The sequence below is a fragment of the Dolichospermum lemmermannii CS-548 genome (assembly GCF_028330815.1).
In the GTDB taxonomy this organism is placed as follows: Bacteria; Cyanobacteriota; Cyanobacteriia; order Cyanobacteriales; family Nostocaceae; genus Dolichospermum; species Dolichospermum lemmermannii.
Genome location: NZ_JAQMTJ010000028.1, coordinates 1 through 15,682 on the forward strand (window position 1 = coordinate 1; position 15,682 = coordinate 15,682).

A 15,682-nucleotide genomic window follows, 5' to 3' on the forward strand; every position below is an offset into this window, starting at 1 on the left:
CCCGTACAGTTGTCGGTTGTCAGTAGGGGCGAAGCATTTGGAAGATAAATTATCGGTCATTGCCAAAAATAGTTCTCCAAATGCTTCGCCCGTACAGTTGTCGGTTGTCAGTTATTAATTAATGGTGACAAATGACTGAATTTAAACTTATACTGTAGTCAATTTTAGTAAATTTTTTTCTACTAATAATTCGGCAATTTGCACTGCATTTAAAGCTGCACCTTTACGAATTTGATCGCCACATAGCCACAATTCTAAACCGCAAGCATGAGAAATATCCTGACGAATTCTGCCTACTAAAACTTCATCTTTACCACTGGCATCTATGGGCATAGGGAAATAATTTGCTTGCCAATCTTCCACTAATTTAACACCAGGTGATTTTCTTAAAATTTCTCTGGCCTCATCTGGATCAAAAGGTGTTTCAAACTCTAGATTAATCGCCTCAGAATGGGCGCGGAGGACGGGAACCCGTACACAAGTCGCGGTAATTCTGATTTCTTGACTACCAAAGATTTTGCGGGTTTCGTTCACCATTTTCATTTCTTCCTCACAATATCCCCAAGCTGTCATCGGAGAATTATGGGTAAATAAATTAAATGCCAATGGGTAAGGTAAAACTTCCGCTACAGGTTGCTTTCCTTGTAGTATAGCGTCACTTTGGATTTTTACTTCCTCCATGGCCTGAGCACCAGCACCACTAGCAGATTGATAGGTAGCAGCTACAATCCTTTTAACTGGTTTGACTTGATGTAAAGGCCACACTGCCAAGGACATAAGAATCGTTGTACAGTTGGGATTGGCAATAATTCCTTTGTGAGTAAATGCGGCTTGGGGATTTACTTCTGGAACTACCAAGGGGACATCCGGGTTCATCCGAAAGGCACTGGAATTATCAATTACCACTGCTCCTTTTTGCACAGCTATCCCAGCCCATGTTTTGGAGATGCTACCTCCAGCACTAGCTAAGACTATATCTATATTTTCTAAACTGCGATCGCTCACAGCTTCAACTGGGATATCTTCCCCTTTGAATCTGAGTGTTTTTCCCGCACTGCGTTCTGATGCCAACAATTTTAAATCAGCTAGGGGAAAATTTCGACTTTCTAGTAATTCCAGCAACTCCGTACCTACAGCACCAGTTGCACCCAAAATAGCTACACGATAGGACTTAGACAAACTCGACTCCTCCTTTAAGAGGTAATTAGCACTTTTTTTTCGGACAACTTAAAAATTAAATGTTTCTGTCGTTCCGCTCAACAGCAGATTTTAAATAGTAAAATTTGCATATTTTTGTGATTATATCTCAGTTTTTGATGGTTATTAAGGAATTTGAAAGTTTGTTATTCATATGGCAAAATTAACTGATACCATGGTTTACAGCAATTTAAGTTATAGCGATCAAATATAGTTATATACTATCGTATAACATTCTATTATACGGCAAACTGCAAAAAAAAAGAAGCGCGATTAATATTTTAGGTATTTTTAAGAAGCCCGATCTGTAAAGTTATGTTACCGGAGTTAAGGCTACCATTGAAGAATACCATAAAGTGTTTTGTCCCTGACTTTTGGCAGTATACTGGATATCTCCCTAAGGAGATTCATAAGCATTTTTAGCTGAATGATAGCTAGTCAGTAGATAATCACGTCTTGAAGACAGCGTGTAAGCTGAAGTCGGGATAACTGAATCCCCATTGGTGTCAACTTAACGCAAAACCCCATCCGGCAAGGAACTCAAGCTCCTTGCTGATAATAAAAGTTATCTTTTGATGACTAAACACTAGGCAAATTTATTAGTCCGTTAAAACGGACTTGAGCCATGAGACAGGGAATTTATTCCCTGACGGTTGTGGAAGGCAACAGATAAGCCATTTTTAGTTTAAGTTGACACCAATGCCCAATCCCATACCCCCGTTGAAGTAAGAAGTAAATGTCTAGACTTGTCTAGTATTTAGATAGCAGATTAAAATACCAGAAAACAAGAAATAAAGCATGAAAGTTACCCAGGAAAAACTCCCCGCTAGTCAAATTGGTTTAGAAATAGAAATTACATCGGAAATTACCACACAAAAATACGAGCAAGTCCTGAGAAATTTAACTAAGACCGTAAATATTCCTGGGTTTCGTAAAGGCAAAGTACCCCGGCAAATATTAATACAACGTATCGGTACTACTCGCGTTAAGGCAACTGCCCTAGAAGAAATCATTCAAGAAGGGATTGAGCAAGCAATTAAACAAGAAGCAATTACCGCTCTTGGTCAGCCCCAATTACGCTCTTCCTTTGATGATTTGATTAATAGTTATGAACCAGGAAAACCCCTGACTTTTGCGGTGGCTGTGGATGTAATTCCAGAAATCAAGTTAAACCAATACACTGGTTTAGAAGCCAAAGCGGAGGAAATTAAATATGATCCTACCCAGGTAGATACCGTTATTGAAGCCCAAAGAGAAAAGTTAGGAACTTTAGTCCCTGTAGAAGGACGGGCTACGGAAATCGGTGATATGGCAGTAATTGACTTTAAGGGTGTAATTGCTAAAACTCAAGGTGATGATCCTGACAGTGAACCCAAACCAATTCCTGGTGGAGAAGGAACTGATTTTCAAGTTGAGTTACAAGAAGATAAGTTTATTCCCGGTTTTGTGTTGGGGATAGTGGGTATGAACCCTGGGGAAACAAAAGAGGTATCTGCTCAATTCCCAGATCCTTATGGTAACGAAGAATTATCTGGTAAAGCGGCTCTGTTTACCATCACGCTTAAAGAAATTAAAGTTAAAGAATTGCCAGAGTTGGATGACGATTTTGCTCAAGAAGTCAGTGACTTTGAGACATTAGAGGAATTGCGGGCATCATTGACCCAGCGGTATGAAAAAGAAGCGGCAGATAAAACCAGAAATAATCAGCAAGAAGCTTTATTAACAGAATTGCTTAATCATGTCGAAATAGACTTGCCAACAACATTAATTGATCAAGAAGTTGATGCTATGCTGTCACAAACAGCAATGAAGTTGTCTGAGCAGGGAATAGATGTGAAAAAGCTATTTACCCAGGAAATTATTCCCCAATTACGGGATAGATCCAAACCTGAAGCTATAGAACGTCTTAAACGGACTCTATCTTTGCAAGAAATTGGTAAACGCGAATCTATTGAAGTTGCAGCCGCAGAAGTGGAAGCTAGAGTCACAGAATTGCTGACAGAGTATGCTGATCAAGATTTGGATGAAAAGAGATTACGTGGAGTTGTTCAAGAAGAACTTCTCACCACAAAGATTGTTGATTGGTTACTAGAACGTTCTTCTGTGGAACTAGTAGCAGAAGGGTCTTTAACTCCTCCAGAAGAACCAGATTCAGAAGCAGAAGCCGCTGAAGCAATTCAGGAAGAAGAAACCAGTAATCCTGAGTAATGGGTCATGGGTCATGGGTCATGGGTCATGGGTCATGGGTAAAAGTTCTTTCTTTTACTCTTGCCCCTGCCTCCTGCCTCCTGCCTCCTGCGCCCTGAATTTTGCCATATAAGGCATAATGGTTAACAGTTCACAATTTCATTTCATTTATTGTTAAATATTCTAGATTATGCTTGTATCGCAGTCAGGAAATTACCCCATCAACAGCTTGAGTCCTATCGGGGCTAGTGGCAATTTAAGCACCTCTAGCAACATTGTACCGATGGTTGTAGAACAGTCGGGGATGGGAGAAAGGGCATTTGATATCTACTCCCGCTTACTGCGCGAGCGGATTATTTTTTTGGGAACACCGATAGATGATGTTGTCGCTAATTCTATTGTTGCCCAATTACTTTTCCTCGATTCTGAGGACGCGGAAAAGGATATTCAATTGTACATTAATTCTCCTGGTGGCTCTGTCTACGCGGGTATGGCAATCTATGATACAATTCAACAAATACGTCCCGATGTTGTAACTATCTGTTTTGGACTAGCCGCAAGCATGGGGGCTTTTTTATTAACATCTGGAACTGCCGGAAAGCGGATGTCTTTACCTGACTCCCGGATTATGATTCACCAACCCCTGGGTGGCGCTCAAGGGCAGGCTATTGACATTGAAATTCAAGCGCGAGAAATCCTTTACATCAAGGGTGAATTAAATCAATTAATGTCTAAACATACTGGTCAACCCTTAGACAGAATTGAAACTGATACCGAGCGCGACTTTTTCATGTCAGCAGAAGAGGCGAAGAATTATGGTTTGATTGATCAGGTCATTTCTCGACAAAATCTGCCCACAGCAGGGTAAATCGTCATCATTCTGAAATAAGAGGCTGATATGTCTAAGTACGACTCCCATTTAAAATGTTCATTTTGTGGTAAGTCTCAAGAGCAAGTCCGTAAATTAATCGCAGGTCCGGGAGTCTACATCTGCGATGAATGCGTTGACTTGTGTAATGAAATCCTTGATGAGGAGTTGCTGGATACTAATACTGCGGCAGCATCACAACCAACTCAAAAGTCAGAACCAGCGGAAAAACGGCGGACACGTTCGTCTAATCTCTCATTTAATCAAATTCCTAAACCGAGGGAGATTAAAAATTATTTAGACGAACACGTGATCGGCCAAGATGAAGCTAAAAAAGTGCTATCTGTCGCTGTTTACAATCACTACAAACGGTTGGCTATTCTTCAGGCTAAAGGCAGTGCCAAAGTTGAGGCTGATGATGCTATAGAACTACAAAAGTCCAATATTTTACTTATTGGTCCGACTGGTTGCGGTAAGACTTTATTGGCACAAACTCTCGCTAAAATTCTGGATGTCCCCTTTGCTGTGGCTGATGCTACAACCCTAACTGAAGCGGGGTATGTGGGGGAAGATGTGGAAAATATCTTGTTACGACTGTTGCAAGTGGCTGATTTGGATGTGGAAGAGGCTCAACGGGGCATTATCTACATTGATGAAATTGATAAAATCGCCCGCAAGAGTGAAAATCCCTCGATTACTAGGGATGTTTCTGGGGAAGGGGTACAACAGGCTTTGCTGAAAATGTTGGAGGGGACTGTTGCTAATGTTCCACCACAAGGCGGACGTAAGCACCCATATCAAGATTGTATCCAAATTGATACGAGTAATATTTTGTTTGTCTGTGGTGGGGCTTTTGTCGGTTTGGAAAAGGTTGTAGATCAGAGAGTGGGTAAAAAGTCAATCGGCTTTGTTCAACCAGGAGATGTGCAAACTAAGGAAAAACGCGCTGCGGATACATTGCGTCATTTGCAACCGGATGATTTGGTGAAATTTGGCATGATTCCTGAGTTTATTGGGCGGATTCCCATGGTGGCTGTGGTAGATCCTCTGGATGAGGACGCGCTGATGGCAATTCTGACTGAACCACGCAGCGCTTTGGTGAAACAGTACCAAAAACTGCTGAATATGGACAATGTCCAGTTAGATTTTAAACCAGATGCTTTGAAAGCGATCGCTCAAGAGGCTTATCGGCGGAAAACTGGAGCGCGGGCTTTACGCGGTATTGTGGAAGAGTTGATGCTGGATGTAATGTATGAGTTACCTTCTCGTAAGGATGTGACTCGCTGTACTATTACTAAGGAAATGGTGGAAAAACGTTCTACTGCGGAACTGATAGTACATCCTTCTTCTTTACCTAAACCAGAGTCTGCTTAATTGTCAGTTGTCAATTGTCAGTAGGGGCGAAGCATTTGGAAGATAAATTATCGGTCATTGCCAAAAATAGTTCTCCAAATGCTTCGCCCGTACAGTTGTCAGAAGCATTTGGAAGATAAATTATCGGTCATTGCCAAAAATAGTTCTCCAAATGCTTCGCCCGTACAGTTGTCAATTGTCAGTGGTCAATTGACAATTGTTAGTTTTTAATTTTTAATTCTTAATTGTGACAATGAGTTATATAAATGTTCGGGGTGTTGATCATTATTACGAGTGGATGAAAAAATCATCAGATGTTATGAAACCGGTGATGGTTTTTTTGCATGGTTGGGCTGGTTCAGCAAGATATTGGCAAAGTACGGCTGAGGCTTTATTAGATAATTTTGATTGTTTATTATATGATTTACGGGGTTTTGGCCGTTCTCAATGTCAGCCTCATTTAAGTTATGAATTAACAGAATATGCGGAAGATTTGGCGGTTTTATTAAATGAGTTAAATCTTGATCGTGTTTATATTAATGCCCATTCTATGGGTGCTTCTATTGCTACTTTATTTTTTAATCGTTATCCCCAAAAAGTTGAAAAGGGAATTTTAACTTGTAGTGGAATTTTTGAATATGATGAAAAGGCTTTTTCTGCTTTTCATCAATTCGGTGGTTATGTAGTTAAATTCCGTCCCCAATGGTTAAGTAAAATTCCCTTGGCTGATAGAATGTTTATGGCTAGGTTTTTACATCGTTCTATTCCTAAAGCTGAACGACAGGCTTTTTTAGAAGATTTTATTAATGCTAATTATGATGCGGCCTTAGGGACTATTTATACTTCTGTTAGTCAAGAACAAGCGGAAACAATGCCGGGAGAATTTGCGAAATTAACTATCCCAACTTTGCTAATTGCTGGGGAATATGACATTATTATTCCGGCTAAATTAGGAAAAACAGCCGCAGCTTTAAGTGATAAGGTTGAATTAAATATTATTCCTAATACGGGACATTTTCCGATGTTGGAAGACGCAGAAACTTATTTGGCAAAAGTCAAAGAGTTTTTAAGTTGTTCGTAATTGGGTTTGAGCCTAAAATTATCTAAAAATAACTACAAATACTACTTTCTTGTCAATAAATGTTCTCCCACCCGCAAAGCATTAGCAATAATAGTTAACGAAGGATTTACCGCAGCACTAGAAGGAAAAAAGCTACCATCAAACTTACTTCTACCTATTAAGCCAGTTAAAATAGATGAATTATGTTGTTTAAAATTAGAGATTAGTCATTAATTTAGCGTGTATTAATTGTTAATTCTGTATTTTAAATCCTATCAGCAACAGAGCAGAATCGTCCAAGGAGTACATTTTGCAGTAAAATTAGGGCTTTGCATAGAGGAAAGAAAAAAAATGACCCGTGTGATCATCGTGCGTCATGGTCAAAGTACCTACAATATAGAAAAACGTATTCAAGGGCGAACTGATGCCTCATCATTAACTGCAAAAGGTCAAAATGATGCTAGTCAAGCAGGTAAAGCCCTCAGTAGTATTTCCTTTCAAGCTATTTATAGTAGTCCCCTCCAGCGAGCAAAATCCACAGCGGAAATTATCCGCAGTCAATTAGCTACACAATCTCCTGTGATTCAAATTGATGAAAACTTAGTAGAAGTTGATTTACCTCTGTGGGTAGGAATGACTACAAGTGAAGTCAAAGAAAACTTTACTGAAGATTACCGCACCTGGAAAGAACTTCCCCACGAGTTTCGCATGGTTGTGAATGAAGATTCCGGGACTAGAGAACATTTCCCAGTGCTGGCTTTATACGCCCAAGCCAAACAGTTTTGGCAAGAGATTCTCCCCCAACATCAAGGAGAAACTATCCTGATTGTGGGTCATAATGGCATCAATCGCGCCTTAATTAGCACAGCTTTGGGAATTTCCCCCAGTCGTTACCATTGCTTACAACAATCTAACTGTGGCATTAGTATCTTAAATTTTGCTGGTGGTTTAGGTGAACCAGTGCAGTTAGAATCCATGAATCAAACCCAACACCTGGGTGAAACTTTCCCTTCTCTGCGTCCTGGTCATAAAGGCGTAAGATTATTATTAGTGCGTCACGGGGAAACAGAATGGAATCGTCAAGGCAAATTTCAAGGACAAATTGATATTCCCCTCAATGATAATGGTAGAAACCAAGCTGCAAAAGCCGCAGAATTTCTCAAAGACGTAAATATTGATTTTGCTGTTAGCAGTACCATGTCCCGTCCCAAGGAAACAGCGGAAATTATCTTAAAATATCATGCTAGTTTGAAATTAGAACTATTTGCTGGTTTAAGAGAAATTAGTCATGGACTTTGGGAAGGCAAATTTGAATCAGAAATTGAGCAAGAATTTCCTGGTGAATTAGAAAGTTGGCGCACAATTCCCGCCAATGTGCAAATGCCAGAAGGGGAAAATTTAGAACAGGTCAAAGAACGCAGTGTTACTGATTGGAATGCCATAGTTAAAAATGCCCAATCGCAGCAATTACAACTAGGATTGGTCGTCGCCCATGATGCCACTAATAAAACCTTGTTATGCCATATTCTCGGTTTATCTAACGAGAATTTCTGGAACTTCCGTCAAGGTAATGGTGCTGTGAGTGTCATTGATTATCCTCATGGTATTCAAGGTTATCCAGTCCTGCAAGCGATGAATATTACTGGCCATTTAAGTAATAGTGTTCTCGATAAAACTGCGGCTGGGGCATTGTAGTTGAGATAAGTTGTTAGGGTAATTGATGAATTGCCCTAATCTCAAATAGAGTAGGAGATTAAGAATAATTGAACGCAGATAAACGCAAATAAACGCAGATAATAAGGGATGAATTAATGGATTTAAACGGAAATTGTTACAATCTAATTCACAAAGTGCCTGATACCGGAGATAGATGGTACAAAATATGGTACAAACGATAGACTTATTAAATTAAACACACTGATATTCTAAAATCATGAAAGCATCTGCAAAATTCGACTTTGAAGACGAGAAATTTAATGCCCCACCGTCCCAAGTGATTCCCTGGGGTTTAATGATCAATCCTCGCTATGGTACAGATGGTTTACAAAGCTATGGTTTAGCGATTAGCCGTGATAATGCTCAATCTGTTGGGTTTGAAGCAGATGATAATTGGCAACAGGTAGAACATGAATTTAGTTCTGGAGAAGTAGAAACAATATTTATTACTACTACTCCTAAACTGGTGATTGTGCGTCGTGGTCCGTTATCTGTGCAAGATCGGGAAACTAAGATTAGATTAGGTACATACAAAGATTACAAAGAAGAGTTTTTAGCTGATAAACTTAAATTCAAAATTTATACTCGCCATTTGATTTTTTTAGTCGGTGAAGATAAAAAGTTTTTGCATCAATCACCTCTACAATTAACTCTGAGTGGTTCACCCGGCGCTAGTTTTGGTAAAAATTACGCTGAATATCAACAAGGGAGAATTACTGGCGGTTTTGCTGGGGAATTGGAAAAAGCTTATGCTGGTTTTCAAAAGAAACCAATAACTCCCAAGGGTCCTTTATTTCATGCTCATGGGATTTTTTGCCCTATCATTGAACCGGAAGAAAGAGGAATAGAACCGAATATTGCTTTGGTAGCTTCAACTGTAGATTATAAACATCCCACAATTTCAACTTTAATAGATTATATGATTGCCTCAGATTCCCCTGAGTCAGCAATTATTTGTAAGACTTTTGAAGAATACAAAGAATTTGGTAAGGAAGTAATTAAACCAGAAGCTTCTAAAGTAGAAACTTCTGGTGTTACTAGTTCTTATGTCTATGCGGATGACGATGAATTTAGTTATCCACCGTATTAAGGACTGGGAACTGGGGACTAGGGATTGGGGAGTAATAATCAATTACCAATTACCAATTACCAATTACCAATTACCAATTACCAATTACCAATTACCTATTCTTTGAGTAATAAATAGAATAGTAAACCGTTACCGCCGGAAATACCAGCGCGATCGCCTGCTAATTCACCAGAACCCATGAAATAATCAACTCTTCCTGGGCCTTTAATTGCACTACCTGTATCCTGATCTAAGACAAAACGGTTAACTAGACGAGATTCCAGTTTGCCACCATTAGTAGGATAGGGAAAAGAATTGATAATTAGGGCTAATGCACCTGGTGGCATGAGAGATTTATCTGTAGCAATGGAACGTTCCGCAGTGACAGGAACAAGAATACTACCCGTCGCTGGTGTACCGTTAGTTTCTGCAAAGAAAACAAATCTTTCCCAACGGGGTAAATAATTACTTAACTCCTTGGGATGTTGGCGAAAATAAGTAATTAATTTAGGCATAGTTAAACCGCTAAGTGGCAGTTTGCCATCTTTTGCCAGTTCTTTACCAATGGAAGTCCAAGCATAATCAGTTCCTCCAGCATAACCAACGGATGTTCTGCGTCCATTGGTTAATTTAATTTGGGCAGAACCTTGGATATGAACCATGTATGGATCTAGACGATTGCTAAACCAGAGAATTTCTAACCCTCGTAACTTGCTTTTATCCCCTAGTAATCCATTTTTGCCTTCTAAATCAATCCGTTTGGGATGGGGTTTTGGCCAGTTTTGAAAATCTGCGGGCAGACGATAAAGAGGATATTTGTATACAGAAGTCCTGACACGGCTGGCAGTATACACAGGCTCATAATAAGCAGTGAACTTAACAGTTCCCTTACCATCGTTGCCTACAGACTGGTAAAAGACAAATTCCCGGCGCACAGCAGCTTGTAATTCTGCCGCTGACTGAGAACTTACAACTAGTTGTCGAAAGCGTAGCAAACTCCGCTGCACCCGATTTAGGGTAATTCCCTTGATTGGGTAAGTTTGATAGATAGCGATCGCTTTATTGGTTGCCAAATAGCGCAAACTATTATCTATAGAACTTAGCAATGCTTGTTTATCACCTTGTTTACCCCAAAGTTGTTCGTCCAAACCCAGGCAATTTTGGGGGGTACAAACAGTTTCTAAATTAATAGGTTCGAGGGCTGGTAATACTGCTGGTGGTAATTCAGGCGTTACTGGGATTGTAACTGGCTGCGAATGAGGAGCTTGAGCGACAACTGACGAAAGTGGATTTATCAAGGCAATTCCCAGACTTAAAGCAAGCAAAGTAAGGTTTTTTCTCATTTTTATCTTTCAATACTGGAATTAAAAATTGGTTCTACTCGAATCCCTGCAATCTTAGACGGGCGTACCACCATATATTCTCCCTGAATATTTTTAATCGGTACGCTAATAAAATCATGAGAAGCTGACTTTGGCACAAGCTCACCGCTATACCACTTTTGAAATTCTTGAATAGTAGGAAAGCGCACTTCTTCCCGATGTCCATTGTCTAAGAGCAGGAAGACAGCATATTCACTCGGAGTTCTGGGCATAAATTTACATGACTAAAGATACAGCTACGCCATTGTTCACCACGTTACACCACTTTGACAGTCTCAGGGCTAAATTTGCGTTCCTAAGTTTTAAGTTTCCGGCATTTCGCATATTCCTATTAGGCAATGGTAGGAAAATAATTTTCGGTGAATCAGCAAGATGGAATGTTTTGATCCTGTTCCTAGGTTATGTTTATATTTGAGGTTTTTGACCTCTTGGCTACAAGTCACAGTAAAAATGTCTAATCAAGTTTGGTTATCACAGTTAAAAATACACCGAGCGATCGCGGTGATTCGCGCCCCAAAAATGGTATGGGGTGAGCAAATGGCCATAGCTGTAGCATCTGGGGGAATGCAGTTAATTGAAATTACCTGGAATAGCGATCATGCACCCGAATTAATTTCCCAACTCCGCGCCAAATTACCTAACTGTATGATTGGGACAGGAACGTTATTTAATGTCCAACAGTTAGAAGATGCGATCGCTTGTGGGGCGCAATTTCTCTTCAGTCCCCACACTGATCCCGAAATGATTCAAGCCGCAGTAGCCAAAAATATTCCGATTATTCCCGGTGCATTGACACCGACAGAAATTATTACCGCTTGGAATTATGGAGCAAGTTGTGTCAAGGTGTTTCCTGTGCAATCAGTGGGAGGAACTAGTTATATCAAAAGTTTACAAGGACTTCTTGGGCATATTCCCTTAATACCTACTGGTGGGGTGACATTAGAAAATGCCAAAGATTTTTTGCAAGTTGGTGCGGTAGCCGTAGGGTTGAGTAGCGAATTATTTCCGCAAGCATCAGTGTTACAGAAAAATTGGCAAGCAATCAGTCAACAAGCAAAAACCCTCATGCAGAGGTTACAATAGTAGTTACAGCACTTTCCGGTGTGATGAGGTACTTATGTAGCGAGCAAGACTTGTACTGAACTTGCGATGCCCTGAGCCTGTCGAAGGGTCGAAGTATGCCCGCACTACAAGAGTTTCATAATTCAAGTTTGTATCTCATTAGAGCGAGATCTGCTGTAAGTAAGGTGGTTATTCAGAAATGAGATATTTCGATCCTATTACCAAGTTTAATCATTTTCCCCGCTTCCGAAATGGGAACTCTGGTATTCACACTCAATCTATAAAAATGATTAAATTGCCCTGTATTTACAGAAGCGGGCATAGTTGCTTGGCGTTTTTGCCCAAATATTTTCTGAAAGTTTGGGTAAACTGCCCCTGAGTAAGAATCGCGTGTGGGAACTACACAACGTTGACAAGGGTTAATTGCCAAAAACTGGATATCTCCCAGTTTAAAGGGTACTGTTTCCCCACTAGCAGCAAATAACCCATCTTCCCAAAATGCTGGGACACCATCAATTTCAATATTGGCACGCATTCGCCGCCGCATTTCATCAACATTGATACCAGAAAACCAGGACGCAACCTCCGTTAAAGTTGCTGTACTAATTACCGTTGCTCCTGGTGAAACTGTATCATCAGGAAAACCCATGGCGGTATTTTGCTGTAGTTGCACAGGAAAACCCAAAAAATCGCTGACAACTGCGGCTAATGCTGGACGTTGTTGATCTAAATGAAAAACCTGTTCTGAGTTTTCACCAGGAAACTTCAGCTTTACCAGTCTTTGTTCTAGGGAAAACTCTGAACGCAACAAAAGGATTTTTGGATAACGTTTACCATTGACAAACTTATTTTCTGCGTCAAAAAATGCAAATTCCCGGTCATACTCAAGTGCGCCACGGTCGAGAATAGTCGCCTTTTCTACTTCTATACCATCTAGCGACTTAATTGGATATAGCAAAATCCTGGCTAGATATGGCATCATTTCATGGTTTTGGAGATGAATAAGCAGGAGCTTTATCAATTGCGCCCATTCTATCAAGTGGCCAAAAACGAGCTACAGCCCGACCAATCATATTTTTTCGGGGAACAACACCCCAACAACGCCCATCATAACTATTAGGACGATTATCACCGAGCATTAAGTAAGAATTTGCGGGAATAATTTCCGGTTTAGCCAAAAAAGGAGGTTGGAGTCCGCTACTATTGCAAGCTTCAACAAAAGTCCGCACAGAAGAGGATAGGTAAACATTTTCCGGTAGAGGCTGGCTATTTATATATACTTTCCCTTTTCTGAGTTCTACTTTTTCCCCAGGTAAACCAATTACTCTTTTAATAAATGCTTCCCGTTCAGGATTATTCTGGATTTCTTGTGGCGGTAAAAATACGACTATATCTCCCCGTTCGGGGTTAGCAAATTTATATTTCACTTTATCAACAATAATCTTGTCTGCCAGCCACTGGTCTTTGACACCATGGAGGGTTGGTTCCATAGAACCAGTAGGAATCCAACGGGCTTCGGCAACAAAGGTACGAATTCCTAGAGCCAGAAAGATACTCAAGATCATCGTTTTACCTAGCTCTACTATCCAGGAATTATCAGGTTCTTGACTAGAGTTTTTATCAGACGCTTGATTTTGCATGAAATTGTTGAAGTATGTTAGGAGACTAGTATTGAACTCAGACAGATAGACTTGATATTATTAATCTTAACCAGATGGAGCAGATGACAGTTAAATAAAGTAAAAAAATCTAGTGCTTTTCTGTTGTCAGCTACAAACATTCAGGTTTTTAGCTTACTTGATGATAAACATTTTTTAACACAAAACCAAAATTAAAGGTTCTTCGTGCCAATTAAGTTTACCTTAAAGAAAAAGTTATCTATCATCCATAAATAGTTCCTTTATCCCGAAAAATCTTAAATCCATGTCAAATCCACAAAGTTTACTGATTCGTCACGCTGAAATTATTTTACCCAATGGTGAGTCAATGATTGGGGATGTGTTGATAGAGGGAAGGCAAATAGTTCAGATAGGACAAGAAATCACTAATGCCAGACCTACCCGTGAGATTGACGCACAAGGTTTAACTTTGTTGCCTGGTGTGATTGACCCCCAGGTGCATTTCCGTGAACCAGGACTAGAATACAAAGAAGACTTGTTTACTGCCAGTTGTGCTTGCGCTAAAGGGGGAGTTACTTCCTTTCTAGAAATGCCGAATACAAGACCTTTAACCATTACTCAATCAGCTTTAGATGATAAGTTACAACGGGCAGCCCAGAAGTGCTTAGTTAATTATGGCTTTTTTATTGGGGCTACGGCTGATAATTTACCAGATTTACTCTCTGCCCAGCCAACACCGGGGATTAAGGTGTTTATGGGGTCAATGCACGGACAGTTGTTGGTAAACCAGGAAGAGGCACTAGAGGCGATTTTTGCGCGGGGAACTCGTTTAATTGCTGTTCATGCGGAAGACCAAGCGAGAATTAATCAACGCAAACAGGAGTTTGCGGGGATTACAGACCCGGCTATTCACTCCCAAATTCAAGATAATCTAGCTGCTTTGTTGGCTACGCAATTGGCGTTAAAGCTTTCTAAAAAATATCAACGCCGTTTACATATTCTGCATATGTCAACAGCAGAGGAAGCGGAGTTACTACGTGAGGATAAACCTAGTTGGGTGACGGCAGAGGTAACACCACAACATTTACTGTTGAATACTAATGCTTATGCAACTATTGGTAGTTTAGCGCAAATGAATCCACCTTTGCGATCGCCCCACGATAATGAAGTTCTCTGGCAAGCCCTACGTGATGGTATTATTGATTTCATTGCCACTGACCACGCCCCCCACACTCTGGAGGAAAAAGCCCAAACCTACCCAAACACTCCTTCAGGAATGCCCGGTGTAGAAACTTCTTTACCTCTAATGTTAACCGCTGCAATGGATGGAAAATGTACTGTTGCCCAAGTTGTACAATGGATGTCTAAAGCGGTTGCTGTAGCTTATGGTATTGCCAACAAAGGAGAAATTACTCCCGGATATGATGCTGATTTAGTTTTGGTAGATTTAAAAAATTACCATGAAGTTAAACGGGAAGAAGTTGTCAGCAAGTGTGGTTGGAGTTCCTTTGAAGGTTGGAATTTAACAGGTTGGCCTGTAACAACAATTGTCGGCGGTGAAATTGTTTATGATTCCTACGGAGCGCTTCGCTATCATGGTCAGCTAAATACACAAGTTCGTGGACAAGCTTTAACTTTTAACGGGTGACAAGGTAGCTAAAAATCTTTGTAGATTGCGCTTAATTATTCGATTCCATCGGTAGGGGTAAAGCAAGAGCTTCATTGGTGTTAACTTAACGAGAAAACCCATAATCTCCAAAAACCTAACCCCCCTGCCCCCTTCCCTACCAGGGAATGGGGTTTTCAAAGCCTCTCCCCGCGTCGGGGAGAGGTTTGGAGAGGGGTCAATTTATACATTCAAAACTTTTCAAACATCCTCTAAACACTCGGAAAATTTATGAGTCCGTTTTAACGGACTTGAGCTATGAGACAGGGATGTCAGCTTTATAGCCACAATCAGGACAAACATAAACGCGGCTTTTTAATGGCATTTTATGACGATGATTACCGCAGTTAGAGCATATTTGCGAACTAGGAAAGAATCTATCTACAAGGATTAATTCACTGCCAAACTTCTCAGTTTTGTACTCTAATTGCCTTTTAAATTCATACATCCCACAATCTGCAATTGCACCCGCTAATTTGTGGTTCTTCAAAAATGTCTTAACG

Annotated in this window: 16 protein-coding genes; 10 read left to right on the forward strand and 6 right to left on the reverse strand. The window is 40.3% G+C overall.

Annotated features, from left to right (window positions below; translation table 11 throughout):
• Nucleotides 1-147: 147 nt before the first annotated feature.
• Nucleotides 148-1,179, reverse strand: a complete 1,032-nt coding sequence (locus tag PN450_RS01345) for an aspartate-semialdehyde dehydrogenase (protein ID WP_148763626.1) — start codon at nt 1,177-1,179, stop codon at nt 148-150.
• 816 nt (nt 1,180-1,995) lie between these two features.
• On the opposite strand from PN450_RS01345, the gene tig reads away from it, so the two are divergent.
• The 8 genes from tig to PN450_RS01385 all read left to right on the forward strand — a co-directional run bounded on the left by tig (nt 1,996) and on the right by PN450_RS01385 (nt 9,471).
• Entirely contained in the window at nt 1,996-3,405 is a 1,410-nt protein-coding gene (gene tig, locus PN450_RS01350) for a trigger factor (protein WP_271835175.1), read from the forward strand.
• Nucleotides 3,406-3,574: 169 nt separating this feature from the next.
• Complete coding sequence (gene clpP, locus PN450_RS01355; RefSeq protein WP_168631827.1) at nt 3,575-4,252, forward strand: ATP-dependent Clp endopeptidase proteolytic subunit ClpP; 678 nt, start codon at nt 3,575-3,577, stop codon at nt 4,250-4,252.
• Between the two features lie 30 nt (nt 4,253-4,282).
• The gene (gene clpX, locus PN450_RS01360; RefSeq protein WP_148763624.1) at nt 4,283-5,626 is read left to right on the forward strand and encodes an ATP-dependent protease ATP-binding subunit ClpX; all 1,344 of its coding nucleotides are present in this window, start codon (nt 4,283-4,285) and stop codon (nt 5,624-5,626) included.
• Nucleotides 5,627-5,704: 78 nt separating this feature from the next.
• Nucleotides 5,705-5,836, forward strand: coding sequence for a hypothetical protein (locus PN450_RS01365; RefSeq protein WP_256370305.1), 132 nt, complete (start codon nt 5,705-5,707; stop codon nt 5,834-5,836).
• Nucleotides 5,837-5,858: 22 nt separating this feature from the next.
• On the forward strand, nt 5,859-6,686 hold the full coding sequence (locus PN450_RS01370; RefSeq protein ID WP_015078067.1) for an alpha/beta fold hydrolase: 828 nt from the start codon (nt 5,859-5,861) through the stop codon (nt 6,684-6,686).
• A 6-nt stretch (nt 6,687-6,692) separates the two neighbouring features.
• A complete protein-coding gene (locus PN450_RS01375; protein ID WP_148763622.1) occupies nt 6,693-6,899 on the forward strand; it encodes a hypothetical protein in 207 nt (68 codons plus the stop codon).
• 117 nt (nt 6,900-7,016) lie between these two features.
• On the forward strand, nt 7,017-8,360 hold the full coding sequence (locus tag PN450_RS01380; RefSeq protein WP_271835178.1) for a histidine phosphatase family protein: 1,344 nt from the start codon (nt 7,017-7,019) through the stop codon (nt 8,358-8,360).
• Between the two features lie 238 nt (nt 8,361-8,598).
• Nucleotides 8,599-9,471 (forward strand): DUF5895 domain-containing protein, encoded by an 873-nt coding sequence (locus tag PN450_RS01385; RefSeq protein ID WP_271835180.1) that lies wholly within the window; start codon nt 8,599-8,601, stop codon nt 9,469-9,471.
• Between the two features lie 95 nt (nt 9,472-9,566).
• Here PN450_RS01385 and mltA read toward each other — a convergent pair whose 3' ends face one another.
• Together mltA and PN450_RS01395 are read right to left on the reverse strand one after the other, a co-directional pair.
• On the reverse strand, nt 9,567-10,793 hold the full coding sequence (mltA, locus tag PN450_RS01390) for a murein transglycosylase A (RefSeq protein WP_271835182.1): 1,227 nt from the start codon (nt 10,791-10,793) through the stop codon (nt 9,567-9,569).
• Between the two features lie 2 nt (nt 10,794-10,795).
• Nucleotides 10,796-11,044 carry a hypothetical protein gene (locus PN450_RS01395; protein WP_015078072.1) on the reverse strand — a complete coding sequence of 83 codons (249 nt, stop codon included), beginning with the start codon at nt 11,042-11,044 and terminating at the stop codon, nt 10,796-10,798.
• A gap of 238 nt (nt 11,045-11,282) precedes the next feature.
• On the opposite strand from PN450_RS01395, the gene PN450_RS01400 reads away from it, so the two are divergent.
• Nucleotides 11,283-11,915 (forward strand): bifunctional 4-hydroxy-2-oxoglutarate aldolase/2-dehydro-3-deoxy-phosphogluconate aldolase, encoded by a 633-nt coding sequence (locus PN450_RS01400; RefSeq protein WP_271835184.1) that lies wholly within the window; start codon nt 11,283-11,285, stop codon nt 11,913-11,915.
• A 172-nt stretch (nt 11,916-12,087) separates the two neighbouring features.
• On the opposite strand, the gene PN450_RS01405 is transcribed toward PN450_RS01400, so the two are convergent.
• The gene (locus PN450_RS01405; RefSeq protein WP_271835189.1) at nt 12,088-12,873 is read right to left on the reverse strand and encodes an MOSC domain-containing protein; all 786 of its coding nucleotides are present in this window, start codon (nt 12,871-12,873) and stop codon (nt 12,088-12,090) included.
• Between the two features lie 4 nt (nt 12,874-12,877).
• Nucleotides 12,878-13,534, reverse strand: coding sequence for a signal peptidase I (lepB, locus tag PN450_RS01410; protein WP_271835186.1), 657 nt, complete (start codon nt 13,532-13,534; stop codon nt 12,878-12,880).
• 283 nt (nt 13,535-13,817) lie between these two features.
• On the opposite strand from lepB, the gene PN450_RS01415 reads away from it, so the two are divergent.
• A complete protein-coding gene (locus PN450_RS01415; protein ID WP_271835187.1) occupies nt 13,818-15,161 on the forward strand; it encodes a dihydroorotase in 1,344 nt (447 codons plus the stop codon).
• A 274-nt stretch (nt 15,162-15,435) separates the two neighbouring features.
• Here PN450_RS01415 and PN450_RS01420 read toward each other — a convergent pair.
• Nucleotides 15,436-15,682: zinc ribbon domain-containing protein (locus PN450_RS01420; RefSeq protein ID WP_271835188.1), on the reverse strand; the 247-nt coding region annotated here is incomplete at its 5' end.